The sequence below is a fragment of the Sphaerotilus sp. genome (assembly GCF_031429695.1).
Lineage (GTDB): Bacteria > Pseudomonadota > Gammaproteobacteria > Burkholderiales > Burkholderiaceae_C > Sphaerotilus.
Genome location: NZ_JANPAB010000052.1, coordinates 36707 through 52305, shown reverse-complemented (window position 1 = coordinate 52305; position 15599 = coordinate 36707). Strand labels below are relative to the sequence as shown.

At 64.0% G+C, this 15599-nt stretch carries 9 protein-coding genes; 4 read left to right on the top strand and 5 right to left on the bottom strand.

What is annotated here, in order from left to right; all coding sequences use genetic code 11:
* The 4 genes from RMP06_RS08965 to RMP06_RS08950 all read left to right on the top strand — a co-directional run.
* Positions 1 to 1340 (top strand): phospholipase D-like domain-containing protein (locus tag RMP06_RS08965; RefSeq protein ID WP_310461431.1); only part of this gene is annotated, 1340 nt, incomplete at its 5' end.
* An 886-nt stretch (positions 1341 to 2226) separates the two neighbouring features.
* Positions 2227 to 3576 (top strand): replication initiation protein, encoded by a 1350-nt coding sequence (locus RMP06_RS08960; RefSeq protein WP_310461430.1) that lies wholly within the window; start codon positions 2227 to 2229, stop codon positions 3574 to 3576.
* Positions 3577 to 3650: 74 nt separating this feature from the next.
* Entirely contained in the window at positions 3651 to 4847 is a 1197-nt protein-coding gene (locus RMP06_RS08955; RefSeq protein WP_310461429.1) for a ParA family protein, read from the top strand.
* 2 nt (positions 4848 to 4849) lie between these two features.
* Positions 4850 to 5836, top strand: a complete 987-nt coding sequence (locus RMP06_RS08950) for a ParB/RepB/Spo0J family partition protein (RefSeq protein WP_310461428.1) — start codon at positions 4850 to 4852, stop codon at positions 5834 to 5836.
* Between the two features lie 75 nt (positions 5837 to 5911).
* Here the strand turns inward: RMP06_RS08950 and RMP06_RS08945 are convergent, their stop codons facing one another.
* The 5 genes from RMP06_RS08945 to RMP06_RS08925 form a co-directional block, all read right to left on the bottom strand.
* Entirely contained in the window at positions 5912 to 6622 is a 711-nt protein-coding gene (locus RMP06_RS08945) for a M48 family metallopeptidase (protein ID WP_310461427.1), read from the bottom strand.
* Position 6623: 1 nt separating this feature from the next.
* Positions 6624 to 9962 (bottom strand): type I restriction endonuclease subunit R, encoded by a 3339-nt coding sequence (locus RMP06_RS08940; protein WP_310461426.1) that lies wholly within the window; start codon positions 9960 to 9962, stop codon positions 6624 to 6626.
* Between the two features lie 76 nt (positions 9963 to 10038).
* Positions 10039 to 11706, bottom strand: a complete 1668-nt coding sequence (locus RMP06_RS08935; RefSeq protein ID WP_310461425.1) for an ATP-binding protein — start codon at positions 11704 to 11706, stop codon at positions 10039 to 10041.
* Complete coding sequence (locus RMP06_RS08930; protein WP_310461424.1) at positions 11703 to 13022, bottom strand: restriction endonuclease subunit S; 1320 nt, start codon at positions 13020 to 13022, stop codon at positions 11703 to 11705. Before RMP06_RS08930 ends, RMP06_RS08935 begins: the two co-directional genes overlap by 4 nt.
* Positions 13015 to 15471 (bottom strand): N-6 DNA methylase, encoded by a 2457-nt coding sequence (locus tag RMP06_RS08925; protein ID WP_310461423.1) that lies wholly within the window; start codon positions 15469 to 15471, stop codon positions 13015 to 13017. The genes RMP06_RS08930 and RMP06_RS08925 overlap by 8 nt, the downstream gene beginning before the upstream one ends.
* Between the last annotated feature and the right edge of the window lie 128 nt (positions 15472 to 15599).

The window sequence follows — 15599 nt, the reverse complement described above, 5'->3', positions numbered from 1 at the left end:
ACACCCGCCGCCGAGCCCTCGGGCTGTACGTGGCCGTCATCACAGCCGTGATGCTGTGCCTGAGTTGCAGCAGCCTGCCCACCTTTGTGCCCGACCTGGCGCGCCAACCGGCGCGGCCAGTGCCGCTGGAGGGTGAGCACGGCCCGCTGTCGGCCGCACAGAGCCGTGCCATCCTGCAGCGCCTGGAGCGCGGCGGGCAGCCGACCGACATCTTCAGCCGCCATTTGGCGCTGGAAGAAGCCATCGTCGGCAGCCCGCTGACCACGGGCAACGCGGTGCGCCTGCTCCAGGACGGCCCGGCCACCTACCGCGCCATGCTGAGTGCCATCGCCGCGGCGCAAGACCACATCAACATGGAGACCTACATCCTGGACGACGATGCCATCGGCCGCCAGTTCGCACAGGCGCTGTTGGACAAGCAGGCGCAGGGCGTGCAGGTCAACCTGCTGCGCGACAGCGTCGGCACCTTCGGTACCCCGGCCGCCTTCTTCCAGCGCCTCAGCGATGCCGGCGTGCAGGTGCTGGAGTTCAACCCCGTCAACCCGCTGACGGCGCGCGAAGGCTGGCAATGGAACCAGCGCGACCACCGCAAGCTGCTCATTGTCGACGGCCACACGGCGTTCCTGGGGGGCATCAACATCAGCAGCGTGTATTCGGGCGGCTCCTTTGGCAAGGCCAGGCGAGTCGACCCTGACGCCGCGCTGGCCTGGCGCGACACCGACCTGCAGGTGCAGGGGCCCGTGGTGGCCGAACTGCAGAAGCTCTTCCTCGCCGCGTGGAAAAGCCAGCAGGGACCGCCACTGCAGTCGCGTGCCTACTTTCCGCCGTTGCCGGCCATGGGAACGCAGGTCGTGCGCGCCATCGGCAGCTCACCCGAGGAGGCCTACAGCCTGATCTACGCCACGCTGCTGTCGGCCATCGGCAGTGCCGAGACCAGCGTGCGCATCACCAACGCCTACTTCGCGCCCGACCCGCAACTGCTGGCAGCCTTGGTGGGCGCAGCGGCGCGAGGGGTCGAGGTGACGCTGATCCTGCCCGCCCGCACCGATTCGTGGCTGGTCTTCCACGCCGGGCGCAGCCACTACGCCCGCCTGCTGCGCGCTGGCGTGAGGATCCACGAACGGCGCGGCGTCGTGCTGCATTCGAAGACGGCGCTGGTGGACGGCGTGTGGGCCACGGTGGGATCGACCAACCTGGACTGGCGCAGCTTCCTGCACAACCACGAACTCAACGCTGTCATGCTGGGCACCGACTTCGGACAGCAGGTGCAGACCATGTTCGAGCGCGACCTGGTGGCGTCGGATGCCATCGATCTCGCGGCGTGGGAGTACTGGCTCTGACCCTGGGAGAGCTGCGATTAATTTAAATACTAACGCCAAAACTCTTAAGAGAAGCGTTCTCGATAGGACATTGAACTTAGGAGAATCTGTCCCACAACAATGTGCGTTAGTATCTTTTATACAAACAGGTCTCCATTTGTGGGATGGTTTGTCCTGCGCAGATAGCATCTGCTCATCTCATTCTCACTGAGACATTTTTTAAATCCCTTTAAAATCAATGACTTAAAAATCTGAACTACCAAAACCAAGTCTTCGACGGTGCATCGACTCGCACCGAGTCAAGGTCCATGCATTCGAACGGCATGACCAGCACCCAGCCTTGGTAAGGGTTGCCAAGCATGGGATGAATTTTCCGACCGATGCAGGCATGTCGTTCGGAATCGGTCCGCCTTGACAGACAACTTCATCCAAAGTGTGTGCTTGGTGCGCATCGATTGCATCTGTGTGACGACATCGAGATGCCATCCGATTTGCGCAACTTGCGCCGCGTTAGACGTCAATGCCTTCGCTTGGTGCAGGCGACTGCCCACATTCATTCATCGACAGAATCAAGAAGCATCGCCACGAAGGCAGCCTGCATTCCACCTTGATCGATCCCATGAATGGCGACCATTCCCATAGGCGGCAACCTCACGTCCCATATTCGGCGACCTTTCCACCCATGAATGGCGACCTGAACACCCACAGATGGCGACCTATCGTCCCATGAACAGTCACCTGAGTCGATCTAAGTCATTGATTCATAAAAGAAAAATCGACCGTAAATGTATTAAAGGATTAAAGTTCTTCTTAAAGAACAACAGGGCTGCTTGTTCAAAGCGGTGAGAAAAAATAAGGGCAAATGCCGAAATTGGTTACCATCTAAAAACCTCACGGTGACCTTAAGATGGCACGCAACAAGATCCCACCCACTCAGACTGTGTCTGTCTCGCAGGGCGACACCCCAGACGCATTTCGCAAAGCGGTCCAGGCAGTGCATAGCAAACCTCGGACTCCGTTGACCTTGCTTCAGCGCAAGCTGGGGAATGCTTGGCTGAAACATGCGATCGAAGCACAACCCGATGCATCAGGCTGGTGGGAATTCAACATTCGCGACTTGTCACAGACGATCGGGTTCGACTCGAACAATCGGCAATACCTGAAGGATGCCGCCGAGGCACTCATGTCGATCGTCTTCGAATGGGATGTCATGGCGCTGCCAGCCAAGCGCATCCACTGGAAAGCCTCCGTGATGTTCCCTGAGCTGGAGATACGCAGTGACGTGATCCGGTACCAGATCAGCAGTCAGATGCGCGAACGGGTACTCAACCCGGACATGTACGCGATGATCGACATGAGCGTGGTGCGTCGGTTCAAGCGGGCACCGGCACTGGCGATCTGGGAGTTCTGCATACGCTTCGAGAAGCTGGGGCAGACAGCCGAGGTATCGTGGACCCAGTTCCGAGACATGATCCTGGGAGAGTCGGCGGACGGCAAGACCTACCAGGAGTACAAGTACTTCAAATCCAAAGTCCTTCTGCCCTCTGTGCGGGAGATCAACACGGAGTCAGGGCACCAGATTGCCTTGGTGGAGACCAAGGTTGGGCGGCGCATCGACAAGGTCCGATTCACGGTCGTGCGCAAGGCGAAAGCGGTTGACGCAGGGGCATCCGTGGAGAGTGCTTCCGAGCTTGATCTGTTGTCGGATCTGGAACGGATCGGATTTTCTCGGCTGGATGGACGCAAGTTGCTGGACCAGCACAGCGCTGAAGCACTTGCACAAGCACTCGCGTTCACGCGCAATCGGATGGCGGATGCAACGTCCGCGCCGTTGGTGCAACCTGCTGCCTACTTCCGAAAGGCACTGACGCTGGGCTACGCCAACAATGAGGCTGTCCCGTCAATGGAACTGACGCAACCGGCTGCTGAGCTGCTGCCCGAGGTTGAAGTCATTCGCAAGAGAACCGCACCTCCGGCTGCGGCGACTCTGCAGGACAGTCGCGGCATGCTGAATCGTCAGCGCGTCGCTCAGGCGGCCGCGCATCTGCAGCAGCTCACCGAGCCCGAGCGCCAAACATTGGTCAACCGCTATAACGCGCAGCAGACCGTCTCAATGCTCCAAGTCACATCCCGTGCAAGCCGGATCGCAGTCGGGTTTTTTGAGCGATGGCTGGCCAACGACTTATGGGGGGAGCCTTCGATCGAACAGGTGCTTCAGCATGAGCAGGAGGTGCTGTCCGCAGCCCTGCCGGTCTAGCCAGTTGAAATTGGTTGCCAAATTTCGAGGTTTACAAGAAAATTGCATAACACCTCGAAATTCATGGGTAATCAATGTCCATCCCGTTCTTGCAATCGCAGCCTCAGCCTCAGCGCTTTTCTTTGGCGGACCTTGTCGAACTGGCCGACCGGGCCAACGCGACGCTGGATGGTCTGCGCGAGAAGATGCTGGAGCCGCATCCACGCAAGCGCCCACCCGTCTACACCGGCGCACAGGTCGCTGCCCTGTGCGGCATTGACCCCAAACAGATCACCTACCTGGCCAAGCGCGGAGACCTGCCGTCCGGCTCTCACGGTGGCAATGGCAAGCGCCGCGAGTTCTCGCTGGTGGACACCAGGATCTGGGTTCGCCGATTGGCAAAAATCCCGCCCAGGCCCGAGCACGCACGCGCAGCGACGATCGCGGTGGTCAACTTCAAGGGCGGTTCCACCAAGACCACGACCGCATTCAACCTCGCGCAGGGCCTGACGCTGAGAGGGCGACGCGTCCTGATCGTGGACCTTGACCCGCAGGGGTCGGCCACCACGCTGACAGGCTTGCTGCCGGCTGCTGAGATCATGGAAGAGCACACGGTGGCGCCGATCACCTATCCCCCGCTGTCGGAAGCTCCGAAAGACGTTCGTTATGCCGTCCAGGAGACGTATTGGGATGGGTTGGACATCATTCCTGCCGCGCCGCATCTGTTCAACGCCGAGATCTTCCTCCCGATCCATTCCCGTGATCCGGACATCGCGTGGTGGAACATCCTCAACCAGGCAATCGATCCGCTGCGCGATGACTATGACGTGATCATCTTCGACACCGCACCGGCGCTGTCCTACCTGGCCGTCAATGCCGTGATCGCGTCGGATGGTCTGCTGATGCCGCTGCCGCCGGACAACCTTGACTACGCTTCGTCCGTGGCGTTCTGGAACCTGCTGTCGGAGACCCTGGGCGCGCTCAAGAACAGCCGAGGATTCGAGAAAGATTTTGCGTTCATGCGGGTGCTGCTGTCGCGTGTCGAGACCAAGTCGATTGCGTCGTCCGTGGTCAAGGACTGGATCATTCGGACGTATGGGCAATACGTGCTGACCGTGGAAATTCCCAAGAGCCAGGCCGCCAGTGTCGGGGCAGTCCAGTTCGGCACCATCTATGACATCGCGAAGTACGACGGTGCTGCCGCGACCTACCAGAAGATACGCGACGCCTACGACACCTTCGTCGAGATGATCGACCAGTCTGTGGTCGCCACGGTGTGGAAGGGCAACTGATCATGGGACTCAAGGATCTGAAATCGCGTAGCGACGATGCACTGGCTCAAATCGCCGCTCAAAAGACCGTCGTCGATACCCGGCCTTTGCGCGCCACCACGGCACCAGGTGCCACAGCGTTCATGCAGCCGACCATCGATGCGCTCAACGACCGGGCGAAGAAGGCGGAGGCGCTTGCCGCCGATTACCGGGCGAAGCTGGACCAGGCGCCGATCGAACTGCCGTTGGACGTGTTGATCGAGGTGCCCCATCGCCGGCGTCGCCTGACGCCAGAACAGTTCGATGAACTCAAGGGCAACTTGGCGAACAACCCGCTGATTCATCCGATCACGGTGCAGCGGGTGGCCGACGGGCGGTTCGAGATCATCTCCGGGCACAACCGGGCCGAGGTGTATCGATCCTTGGGTCGAGCGTTGATTCCCGTGGTCGTGATGGAGCTGGACGCTGATCACGTGGATCGATCGGCCTTCTATGCCAATTTGCTCCAGCCGTCGCTGTCTGACTTCGAGAAGTACCTGGGCTTCAAGGCCGAGCGTGACCGGACCGGCCACAGTCAGAAGCAGATGGCCAAGGATGCTGGTGTGTCCGAGTCAATCATCTCGATGCTGTTCTCATTTGACCATCTGCCCGAAGAGGCGTTGCTCCTGGTTGAACGTCGACCTGAAGTGATCGGCATGAGCTGCGCCGCCGAAATGGCGAAGCTGTGCCGATCGGGGCGAAAGGCTGAGGTGATCGACGCCGTGGAGCAGCTTGTCGAAGGGCGCCTCACGCAGAAAGAGGCGATTCGCCATGCGGCCAGAAAAGTGGCCATTTCCGTTGCCCGCGCAGCTCCTCAGGCACCCGTTCGCGTTCGGGTCGGTCGATTGGAGTTCTGTCAGTACCAGGCGCGAGGCACGTCGCTTCGCATCGAATTCCGCAGCGAAGAGCAACGCATCGAGGCTGAGGCTGTGATTTTGGAGGCGCTTCAGGCGTTGGCCAAGCGCACGTAAAAGCTTGAACGGGCAGAGTTCAAACTTTTATTCCTATATAAATCAATGGCTTAGCTATTTATGAGGATCAAAACCTTAATCCTCTTTTAGTCCCTCGACCTCCAGCCCATGCCCCTCCAGCCAGACCCGCCGCCGCTCGTGGTCTGGCATCGCCCGCTCCACCCGGCGCCAGAACGCCGGCGTGTGGTGGGGTTCGTGGAGGTGGGCCATTTCATGCACCACGATGTATTCGACGATGGGCGCCGGCAGCAGGATCGTCTTCCAGTGGAAGTACAGCCAGTCGCCCTTGCCGCACGAACCCCAGTGGTAGCCCAGGTCCTGCACCCGCACGCCGGTCGGATCGACTTCCATCCGCGCTGAGTACGCCTTGACCTTGTGCGCCAACCAGGGTCGCGCCCGGTCGGTGTACCAGCGGATCAGGTGCATGCGGCCTTCCGGGGCGAAGGTGCTCGGCATGACAAAGCGTCCACCGACCAGCTTCACCGCTGCGGTGGACTCTCCCGGCGGGACCAGCCTCAGCCGGTAGCTCCGCCCCAGGTAGGCGAAGCCCTCTCCGTCCACGAACTCCTTCGGCCGCACCGCTGCCGACGTGGCTGCCTTGCGGGCCAGTTGCTGGTAGATCCACATCCGCTTGCGGCGCACGAAGTCCTGCAGACGCTCATCCGGGCAGTCGGTCGGTACGGACAGGATCAGCTCCCCACCCCGGTCCACAGTGATCTCCAGCGAACGCCGCCGGGCGCTGCGCCGCACCTCGAACTGCAGGTCGTCGATCTGGAGCGTGTCCATGTCAAGCCTTCAGCAGCCGCTCGTGGTTGGCCCGGGCCAGCGCCATCACCTGATCCACCAGCGCATCGACGTTCGGCAGTGGCGGATGACGCAGGCCCATGAGCCGCTCGAAGACCTGCGACGCCAGTGCGTCCTGGGCCGGCTGCCGGTTCGGGCGCCAGAAGGTCGGGGTCAGCTCGGCGACGATGGTGTCCACGATGTCCACGGCGAGATCGGTCAGGGCTTGCTGCTCGGCGGCGCTGACCGTGTGTTCTGCCGCCACTGCATCGACCAGCAGCCGCAGGAACGGCCCGCAGTGTTCGGGCACCTCCGCGGGCGTGTCGTCCTGGGCCACCTGCCCGCTGCGGATGTCGGCGATCAGGCCCTGCAGGGCCTGGGCGAGGTCGGCCCATTGTTCGCCGAGCTGGTCCAGCAAGGCCCGCAGGCGCTCGCTCAGCTTGCGGTAGGCGACCGGGTCGGCGTCGATGTTCTCGCGGATGTGGGCGCGGATGGCGTGTTCCATCTCGGAGGCCTTGGCGCGGTCGTTGGGCTCGCGGGCCAGCGTCTTGCCAAAGTCGGCATCGGTCAGGCTGATCGGAGGGATGGTCGGATCGACTCCCATCGACACCACATGGTCGTCGATCAGCCGGCGGACCTTGGCGCCCACGTCCTTGCCCAGCACCGGGGTGTCGCGGTAGCGGTTGCGGGCGCGGGCGTGGATGAAGGCGAGGCGCTTGGCGTCGGCTGCGTAGGGCAGTCCTTCCGGGCGCGGCAGCACCACGTCCAGCGTGTCGAGGAAGGCCTTGAGCTTGACCGTGAACTCGGCGCGCAGGCGCTCGTCGGCCAGCACCGCCACGCACGCTTCGTGGTCGTCCAGATCGTCGATGCCACGCCGGCGCAGCAGGTCGGTGACGCGCAAGTGCTGGTCGCGCAGCACGGGTACTTCGTCCTTGAGGCTCTGCAGCGCGCCCTCGATGTCCTCGTCGGCGTAGACCTTCAGGGCGTCCTTCAGGTGGTGGGCCAGTCCGAAGTAGTCGACGACGATGCCGACCTTCTTGCCGTGGCCGGTGCGGTTGACGCGGGCGATGGTCTGCAGCAGCTCGGCCTCGCGGATCGGCCGGTCGAGGTACATCACGCCCTCGATCTGCGCGTCGAAGCCGGTCAGCAGCATCGACTTGACGATCAGGAACGCGAGCGGGTCGGCCTTGGTCGGGTCCGCGTGCAGCAGGGGCTTCTTGAAACGATCGATGCGCTGGGTCTGCGCAGGGGCGTCGGTCCAGACCTTCCAGGCGGGGTCGTCGTTGTGGCTGCCCGAGATGATGGGCGCGAAGTCGAGCCGGCGCAGCGTCTCCCGGTAGCGCCAGGCCTGGACTTGCGCCTGCACACGCGGCGGACGCTGGCACAGCGCCTCGTCGTCGAGCGCCTTGAGGTCGGGGTCCAGCGCATTCGCTTCTGCGAGCAGTTCATCGCGGGCGAGGACGAAGGCGTCGAGGTAGCGCACCACCGCCAGGCGGCTGTAGGCGACGACCTGGGCCTTGAAACCGTTGGGCAGGATGTGCGTCACGTAGTGGCGCAGCATGTCGCGCGCCTTGTCCCGGATCAGGTCAGGCGCTTCGAAGATCTGGCCCTTGGTGGCGTACTTCTGCCGGATCGCCTCCAGCTCCTCGGGGCTGTGGTCGCGGAACAAGTCTTCGAACAGCTCGTCGAGGTTGGCGCCGTCCTTGACCGCGCCGTGGGCGGTGCGGCCTTCGTAGAGGATCGGGACGATGGCGCCGTCGGCCTCGGCTTCGCGCAGGGTGTAGCGGTCGATGAACGCGCCGAAGATCTGGTGCGTGCGCTTCTTGTCGCCCATCAGGATGGGCGTGCCGGTGAAGCCGATGCGGGCGCAGTTCGGCAGGCCCGCCTGCAGCGCGGCCTGGAGGTCGCCGGCCTGGCTGCGGTGGGCCTCGTCCACCAGCACGAGGATGTGGGCGTCGGCGTTGAGGATCTCGGGCGGCTGGGCGAGGGCGGTGCCGATGCGGTAGGCCGGGGCCGGCTCGCGGGCGCCGAGTTGCTTGGGCAGATCGCTCGCCTGCAATCCGGCTTCGCCCGCGGCGTCGTCGCTGCCGCGCTGCTTCTGGATCATGCCGAAGACGATGTCGGGCGTCTGGCGGCGCAGATGGCGCTTGAGGTCGTCGGCCGAGGTGGCGCGCAGCACCTGCTGGCCGGTGAGCGTGGCGGTGTCCGCGAGCTGCTTTTCGAGGTCGGTGCGGTCGGTGACGACGACGACCTTGAAGCGCCGCAGCGCCGGGTCCGTGCGCAGCTTGCGCATCAGGAACACCATCGTCAGGCTCTTGCCGGAACCTTGTGTGTGCCAGACGATGCCGCCGCGGCGGTCGTGTTCCCCGTCTTGCGTGCGGGTGGCGCCGGTGCGCAGGCGGTGCAGGGCGCGGTTGACGGCGCGCAGTTGCTGGTAGCGGCAGACGGTCTTGATCGTCTGGCCGTCGGTGTGCATGAACAGCGTGAAGTGGCGCACCACGTCGAGCAGGTGGGTCGGGCGCAGCAGGCCGGCGACCAGCCGTTCCTGTTCGGACAGCGTGGCCTTGCCGAGCGATTCCGCCACGTCGGCTTCGTTGCCCTGCCCGTCCGGGCCGGCCACGGTCTTCCAGGCGGCGTAGTGGCGCAGGCCCGCGCCGATGCTGCCCACGCGGGCCTCGTCGAAGCTGGTGGCGATCAGGAGCTGGTTGGTGTGGAACAGCGGCTCGCTGCCTTCGTGGTCCTCGACCTCGCCGCTCGCCCGGCGCTGGTTGCTGTAGCGGCGCAACTGGTCCACGGCGCCGACCAGCGGCTCGGGTACCGAGGGGCTCTTGCACTCGACCACGCCCAGCGGGATGCCGTTCACCAGCAGCACGAGGTCGGGCACGATGAAGGCGGCGCCGCGCCTGAAACCGGGCAGGCAGTCCACGCGGTACTGGCTGACCACGGTGAACACGTTGCGCTCCGGGTGGGCCCAGTCGATGAAGTGGATCGTCTGACCTCGGCCACCATCCCAGCCAGGCAGGCCCTCGACGGTCAGGCCGTTCAGCAGCAGCTCGGTGGCGGCGCGGTTGGCCTCGATCAGCTTGTGTGCGGGCAGCCGGGTCAGTGCGCTGATGGCCTGGCCGAGGCGCTCGGCATCGAGCCAGGGTTGCCACTGGCCCGCCACTTCGCGCAGGTTCAACGCGTGGAGCTGGCGGCGCAGGGTGTCTTCCTGGAGTACCTCGGTGAAGTGGCGCCGGCCGCTGCGGGCCGGGTCGTCGAGGTGGCCCTCGGTGTGGTGCCAGCCCATGCTGACGAGTTGTTCGACGAGCGGTCGCTCGACGGTGTCCAGTTCCCAGCCCATTCCCGTTCCCCTGATGTTTTGTTTGAGCCTGCAGGCTCATAACGGCTCATAACGGCGCACAAGACCTCAAAACGGCTCACACATCCCCATGGATGCCTGGCGTGTAGCAAGCGCCCCGGCGTTCACCATGTTGAACCAGCAGGCCGCGCGCCTTGAGCTTTTTCAGCAACTTGGCCGCCTGGTCCGTAGAAAGACGGCACAGCTCCATCACCTCGGCGCGCTTGATCTGCCCGTGCTGGCGCGCATAGCTCAGCACCATCTGCTCGTGCTGGATCGCCGAGAAACCCGCCTGGCGCGTATAGGCCGCCTTGTCGCCGGACCGCTGGTAGAGCTGGGCCGACAGCGTGTAGCTGCGCGCCCGGGTGGCGCCGTGGGCTTCGACCAGCCCGGCCTCGGTCAGGGCTTCGAGTGTGCGCTTGGCGCTGGCGGCGTCGCGCTCGATGCGGCTGGCCAGCTCATCGGCGGTGATGCGCTTGAGTTCACGCAGAGCGGCCAGAGCGATCAGGCTGTCGATGGGCAGCTCGGCACTGCGGCGGCGCTCTTCCTCGACGACGAGGCGGCGGAAGTCGAGGTCGGCGGCGTCGGTGGGCAGGCGCACGACGACGCTCTCGCGGCCGGTGCGGCTGTAGTCCGGGGCCGGGCGGCCGTACTTGAGCAGGCCGCGGAAGATCTTGTCCACGCCGCGGCCCGAGCGTTCCACCACGCCGACGCGCTTCATCGCATCGGCCAGCCGCGGGTTGCGCGGGCGGGGTTCGGTGGTGAGCAGGTTGGCCAGCGTGACGCCTTCGACCAGCCCACCGGGGTTGCTGACGACCAGTGCGTCATCCTCCAGTCGCACATGCACGGCGCCCAGGCGGTGGTAATCGCGGTGGATGAGGGCGTTGGCCACGGCCTCGCGGAAGGCGCCGAGGTCGAGCATGGGCACCGGTACGCGGAACAGGCCGACCTGCAGCTCGTCCTCCGGGTTGTAGGGGCGGAAGTTGGTTTCGAGCCAGTCCAGCGCCTTGAGCAGGGGGAAGCGCCGGAACTCGTTGAAGCGCACCGCCTGCTGGGCCATGACCTGGAAGGCGAACTCATGCGTGGGCACGAGGTCGCGCAGCGCGGCTTCCTTGCCGATCAGCAGCAGGCCGGTGAGGGTGGGCAGGCGCTGGCCGTCGGGTGTGCGGGTGGTGAGGCCGAGGGCGCCGTCCATCGCCTCGTCGTCGAGTTCGAGCAGCACGCGGTCGCCGCCGAACTGCTGCACGGCCTGGCGCAGCCGCTCGCGCTCCAGCGGGTCGAGGTCGCTCAACTGCGCGCCGGCCACGGGCTGGGCCGAGACGTCGGTCAGGCCGAAGCTGGCGGCGCGGCTGAGGCGCTCGTGCGGCAGCATCGGGGCGTTTTCGGGGGTGCCGTCGTGCTTGAGGCGGCGGCGCAGGTAGATGCCGCTGCGGGTGGCGATCTCGCTGTGGGCCTTAGGCACGTCGATGCAGGCGACCTGCACGCCGTCGAGGTCCACGGCGCGCACGGTGACGGTCAGCGAGGGCGAGGTGCGGGCGGCGACCAGACCGCCCAGGCCGTCGAGCAGGAGGTGGTCGGGGTGCAGTCCGGTGGGGGTGCCGTCGTCCTCCACGCCCAGCCACAGCGTGCCGCCCTCGGTGTTGGCCAGACCGACGACGGCCTCGACCAGTTCGCTGTCGGGCAGGCGCTTGCGGTCGCTCTTGAACTCGACGGTGAGGGTTTCGCGCGGGGGCGGTTTCGGGGTCATGCGGCGGCGCTTTCCAGCAGCGGGGTGACGCGCACGCGGCCGGTGAGGAGGTCGTCCATGAGACCGGATTTTTGCGCGAGCAGCTTTTGCTTTGTCCGCGCCTCAGATTCGACTCGAAGATCAAGACCGGCGAGCTTCTCGACGATGGCGCGCTGCTCTTCGGGTGGAGGCAACATCAGCGGAAACGCCTTCAACTGTGTTGAATTGATTGAGGCGAGATTGGTTGTCTGCTTTGACGCTTGAACGAAATACGACTTGCCGAATCGAGAGGCGCTGTATGTCGCTAAATAACGTGGGTCCAAATCGGCGCGACTGCATCTGACACGGAAAACGTGATTCTGGTGCAGGCAGGTTTCCAACTCGCCCGACCAAATGACACCGCGCCCCAGTTTGTCGAAATCTCCGCCTTCGTTCATGAGTACGTCACCGGGTTCCAGCTTGTAGCGAGCTACTTCACTGGATAAAACCTGAACGGTTTTTATTTCATCCAGATCAAGGTAGCCATCTTGAACATTGGCAACACGCAGATATGGAAGCTCAACAACACCAGGGCCAGAAATCGACCGGCCCAGCGTGACGCCTCCAGAGACTTCGGCAAGAGTGCCGAGCGCGCGGGGTGCCCACTTTTTTGGAATCCACCCCAACGCCGACGCCTTGTAAAGCTCCGGCGCCTCGCTCTGCGGCGGGCGCAGTTCGCCGTTGGCGTCGATGCCGCGGGTCAGCAGATCGTGCAGCAGCCCCTGTTTGACCTGCTTGAGCTTTTCGATGATCGCTTCGGTTTGGCGGATGGTGGTGTCGAGGGCGTCGAGAACCTTTGCGATGAAACGCTGCTCATGTGCCGGTGGGTATGACACCGGCAGATCCAGCAAGCGCGCTTTCGGCAGGTTCTTCATGCTGCCGCTGGTTCCCGTCGCATGAATTTCGATGTGATTTCTGTACCCACTTGACTGCAATACAAACGAGAGCCAGCGCATGTTCACTGCATCCCGGTCCTTGGGCTTCAATTGCCAAAGTCGGTCCGGCAAAAACAGTGTCGGATGTGCTGCATCCAGATAACAGGACTCGCCAACCAGTGCAGGGGTATTCATGCGACTGACCAGAATCGAGTCAGCCAGCACAGGCTCTGCAACTAGATTTCGTTCCGTAGGTAAGACAGCTTTGTTCTGTTCTGGATGGAAATTGCCACCACTGAGTGCGCTGGTTTTCAGGACACCAATCTCACCTGAACCGTGCGGGCGGTCTTCTGCATTAACGCTAACGCCTGCGTCCAACGAATTGATTGCATCTGAAAGTGTTCCATCTACCCAATCAGACATAACCCAGCCCCTTCAGAAACCCCGACAACTCCCGCGCCGCCACATCCCGCGCCGCCTCGGTCTGCGTCAGCGTCACCCGGTACTTGTCCCACCAATTCTCGAACGCCACCACCACCTGCTGCCGCTGCGCCCCAAGGTACCGCGCCAATATCGCCTGCATGTCATTGCGCAGTATGGTCAGCAGCAACTCGGCCGCCCCCGCATCGTCCAGCGCATCCACCGCCTCGCCAAGCTGCCGGGCGAAACCCTGGTTTTGGGCCTTGATCTGCTTTTTCAGCGCGGTGAGCTGCTGCTTCCACACCTTGAGTTGCGCCTCGTCCACCGCCGGCGCCTCGTCATCGCCCGCTCCGTCAGCCTCATCACCATCCTCGCCCTTGTCCGGCACCGCCGCCTTGATCTGCCCGTCGAGTTCCGCCTTGCGCGCCTCCAGCGCCGCCTGCGCTTCGACAAACTCGGCCATCAGGAACCGCACCAGTTTGTGGTCCAGCGGATTGTCCCGCGCCTGGTCATCCTCCAGCGCCGTCAGGATGCTCGTCCGCCAGGCATCGACCACCCCCCGCGGCCCGCGCGCCATCAGCGTCAGAAACTCGTATTTGGCGTCATCCCAGAACCCCGCCACGATCCCGCGCACCTGAAACCGCCCCAGCACGCCCAGCGGCTCCAGCGCCGCGCTGAAACTGTGCAGCAGCTCATGGCGCAGGCCGACCGTGTTGGCCGCCCCCGCCAGCGCCGCAATGCGCGGACTGTGCGCACGCCACCAGCCATCAAACGCCTCGCGCACCGCCTGTTCCCGCGCCAGCAACCCGGCATTCGACTCCACCGCCACTTTGAGCGCCTGCCGCGTCGCCAGCGCCGGCGCAAAGTCGAGATACTTCTCATCCCGCGCGACCAGCAAGGCCATCGGGTCCAGCCCGTGCGCCGTGAACAGCGCCGCCCGCGCCTGCACCTCCGCCCGCGGCACACCGCCCAGCAGGTGCGCCCGCACGTCGTGCGGCTCCGGCGGCGGCGCGTTGTCGGCGTAGCGGCGGATATTGAGATTGAAATCGTTTTCCGCCAACGCCGCGTTGCTGACCACCGCCGAAAACCCCGGCTCCACCGCGAACGTCTCGAAGGTGTGGGCGATTTTCTCGATGTGCTCGGGCAGCAAATGGTTCTGGGCGCGGCCCTCGGAAAACTCGCGGTCGGCGTTGATGAACAGCACCCGCCCCTGACGCTCGGCCGGCTTGCCGCTGGCATTGCCCTTGCGCTGGCGCAACACCAGCACGCAGGCCGGAATGCCGGTGCCATAAAACAGATTCGCCGGCAGCCCGATGACGGCTTCGAGCAAATCGGCCTCGATCATCGCCGCGCGGATCGCCCGCTCCTCGCCACCCCGGAACAGCACCCCGTGCGGCATCACGGTCGCCAGCATCCCGCCTTCGCGCAGCACCGCCACCATGTGCTGCAGGAACATCAGGTCCGCCTTCTTGCTGCCCAGCGGCACCTGGCCATACCGAAAACGCTCGGGATATTTGGGCGACCAGACCGGCTGGCCCTGGCGGTCGGTATCGGCCGTGCCCCAGTTGATGGAAAACGGCGGATTTGCCAGCACCCGGTCAAACCGCATCAACTCGCCGCCCTCGACGTGCGCCGGCTCGGCCAGCGTGTCGTCGTTGCGTAAATCGGCGGTGGTGATGCCGTGCAGCAGCATGTTCATCTTGGCAATCGACCAGACCGTGCCATTGGCCTCTTGCCCGCACAGATCCGCCCGCCGGCCATTGCCCCCGTGCTCGTCGATGTAATCCTTGGCGAGAATCAACATGCCACCCGAGCCGCAGGTCGGGTCGTAAATGCTGTGGTCCTCCTGCGGCTTGACCAGGCGAACCATCATCCGCACCACGGAACGCGGGGTATAGAACTCGCCGCCTTTCTTGCCAGCCGAATCGGCAAACTGGCTGATCAGGTATTCATACGCCGCGCCCAGCAGGTCAGGGAATTCGAAATCCTCGTCCCGCAGCCGCACCTCGTTGAAATGGCTGATGAGCTGGCGCAGCTTCAGATCGGGAATCTTGCTCTGGCCGACCTTGCGCGAGAAATCGATGTGCTCCAGCACCCCGGCGAGGCTGGCGTTGTCGCGTTCCAGACCACCGAGGGCGCGGTTCAGAAAACCGCCCACGTCCTGGTGCGCCTCCTGCACCAGATGCGCCCAGCGCGAGGCGTGGGGTACATAAAACGACTGCCCGTACCAACGCCGCAGTTCGGCGCTCATGAGTGCATCGATCTTGGTTTTTCCGGCGGCCTGCTCGCGGGCGATGACCTCGGCATGGCGCTGGTCGAACACATCCGAGCAGCGTTTGAGAAACAGCATCCCGAAGATGTATTCCTTGAACTCGGAGGCGTCCATCTTGCCGCGCAGGATGTCCGCGGCCTTGAAAAGGTGTCGTTCGAGTTGGGGCAGGGTCAGGGGCATGGGCCGGTCGCGGGTCAAGGCGGGTCGAGAGCGCAGGGGAGTGGGGACTTTAGCGAAGATCGATCGGACATGGCGCCCCGCCGTGTTTCCCCAGATTCCCCCGCTCACGCCCGAGCGAACAACCCCTG

What these genes read in the sequence shown, in the direction of transcription:
- RMP06_RS08925 (WP_310461423.1), bottom strand. Translation starts at nt 15,471, where the DNA reads ATGCCCCTGACCCTGCCCCAACTCGAACGACACCTTTTCAAGGCCGCG.
- RMP06_RS08955 (WP_310461429.1), top strand. Translation starts at nt 3,651, where the DNA reads ATGTCCATCCCGTTCTTGCAATCGCAGCCTCAGCCTCAGCGCTTTTCT.
- RMP06_RS08945 (WP_310461427.1), bottom strand. Translation starts at nt 6,622, where the DNA reads ATGGACACGCTCCAGATCGACGACCTGCAGTTCGAGGTGCGGCGCAGC.
- RMP06_RS08950 (WP_310461428.1), top strand. Translation starts at nt 4,850, where the DNA reads ATGGGACTCAAGGATCTGAAATCGCGTAGCGACGATGCACTGGCTCAA.
- RMP06_RS08935 (WP_310461425.1), bottom strand. Translation starts at nt 11,706, where the DNA reads ATGACCCCGAAACCGCCCCCGCGCGAAACCCTCACCGTCGAGTTCAAG.
- RMP06_RS08940 (WP_310461426.1), bottom strand. Translation starts at nt 9,962, where the DNA reads ATGGGCTGGGAACTGGACACCGTCGAGCGACCGCTCGTCGAACAACTC.
- RMP06_RS08930 (WP_310461424.1), bottom strand. Translation starts at nt 13,022, where the DNA reads ATGTCTGATTGGGTAGATGGAACACTTTCAGATGCAATCAATTCGTTG.
- RMP06_RS08960 (WP_310461430.1), top strand. Translation starts at nt 2,227, where the DNA reads ATGGCACGCAACAAGATCCCACCCACTCAGACTGTGTCTGTCTCGCAG.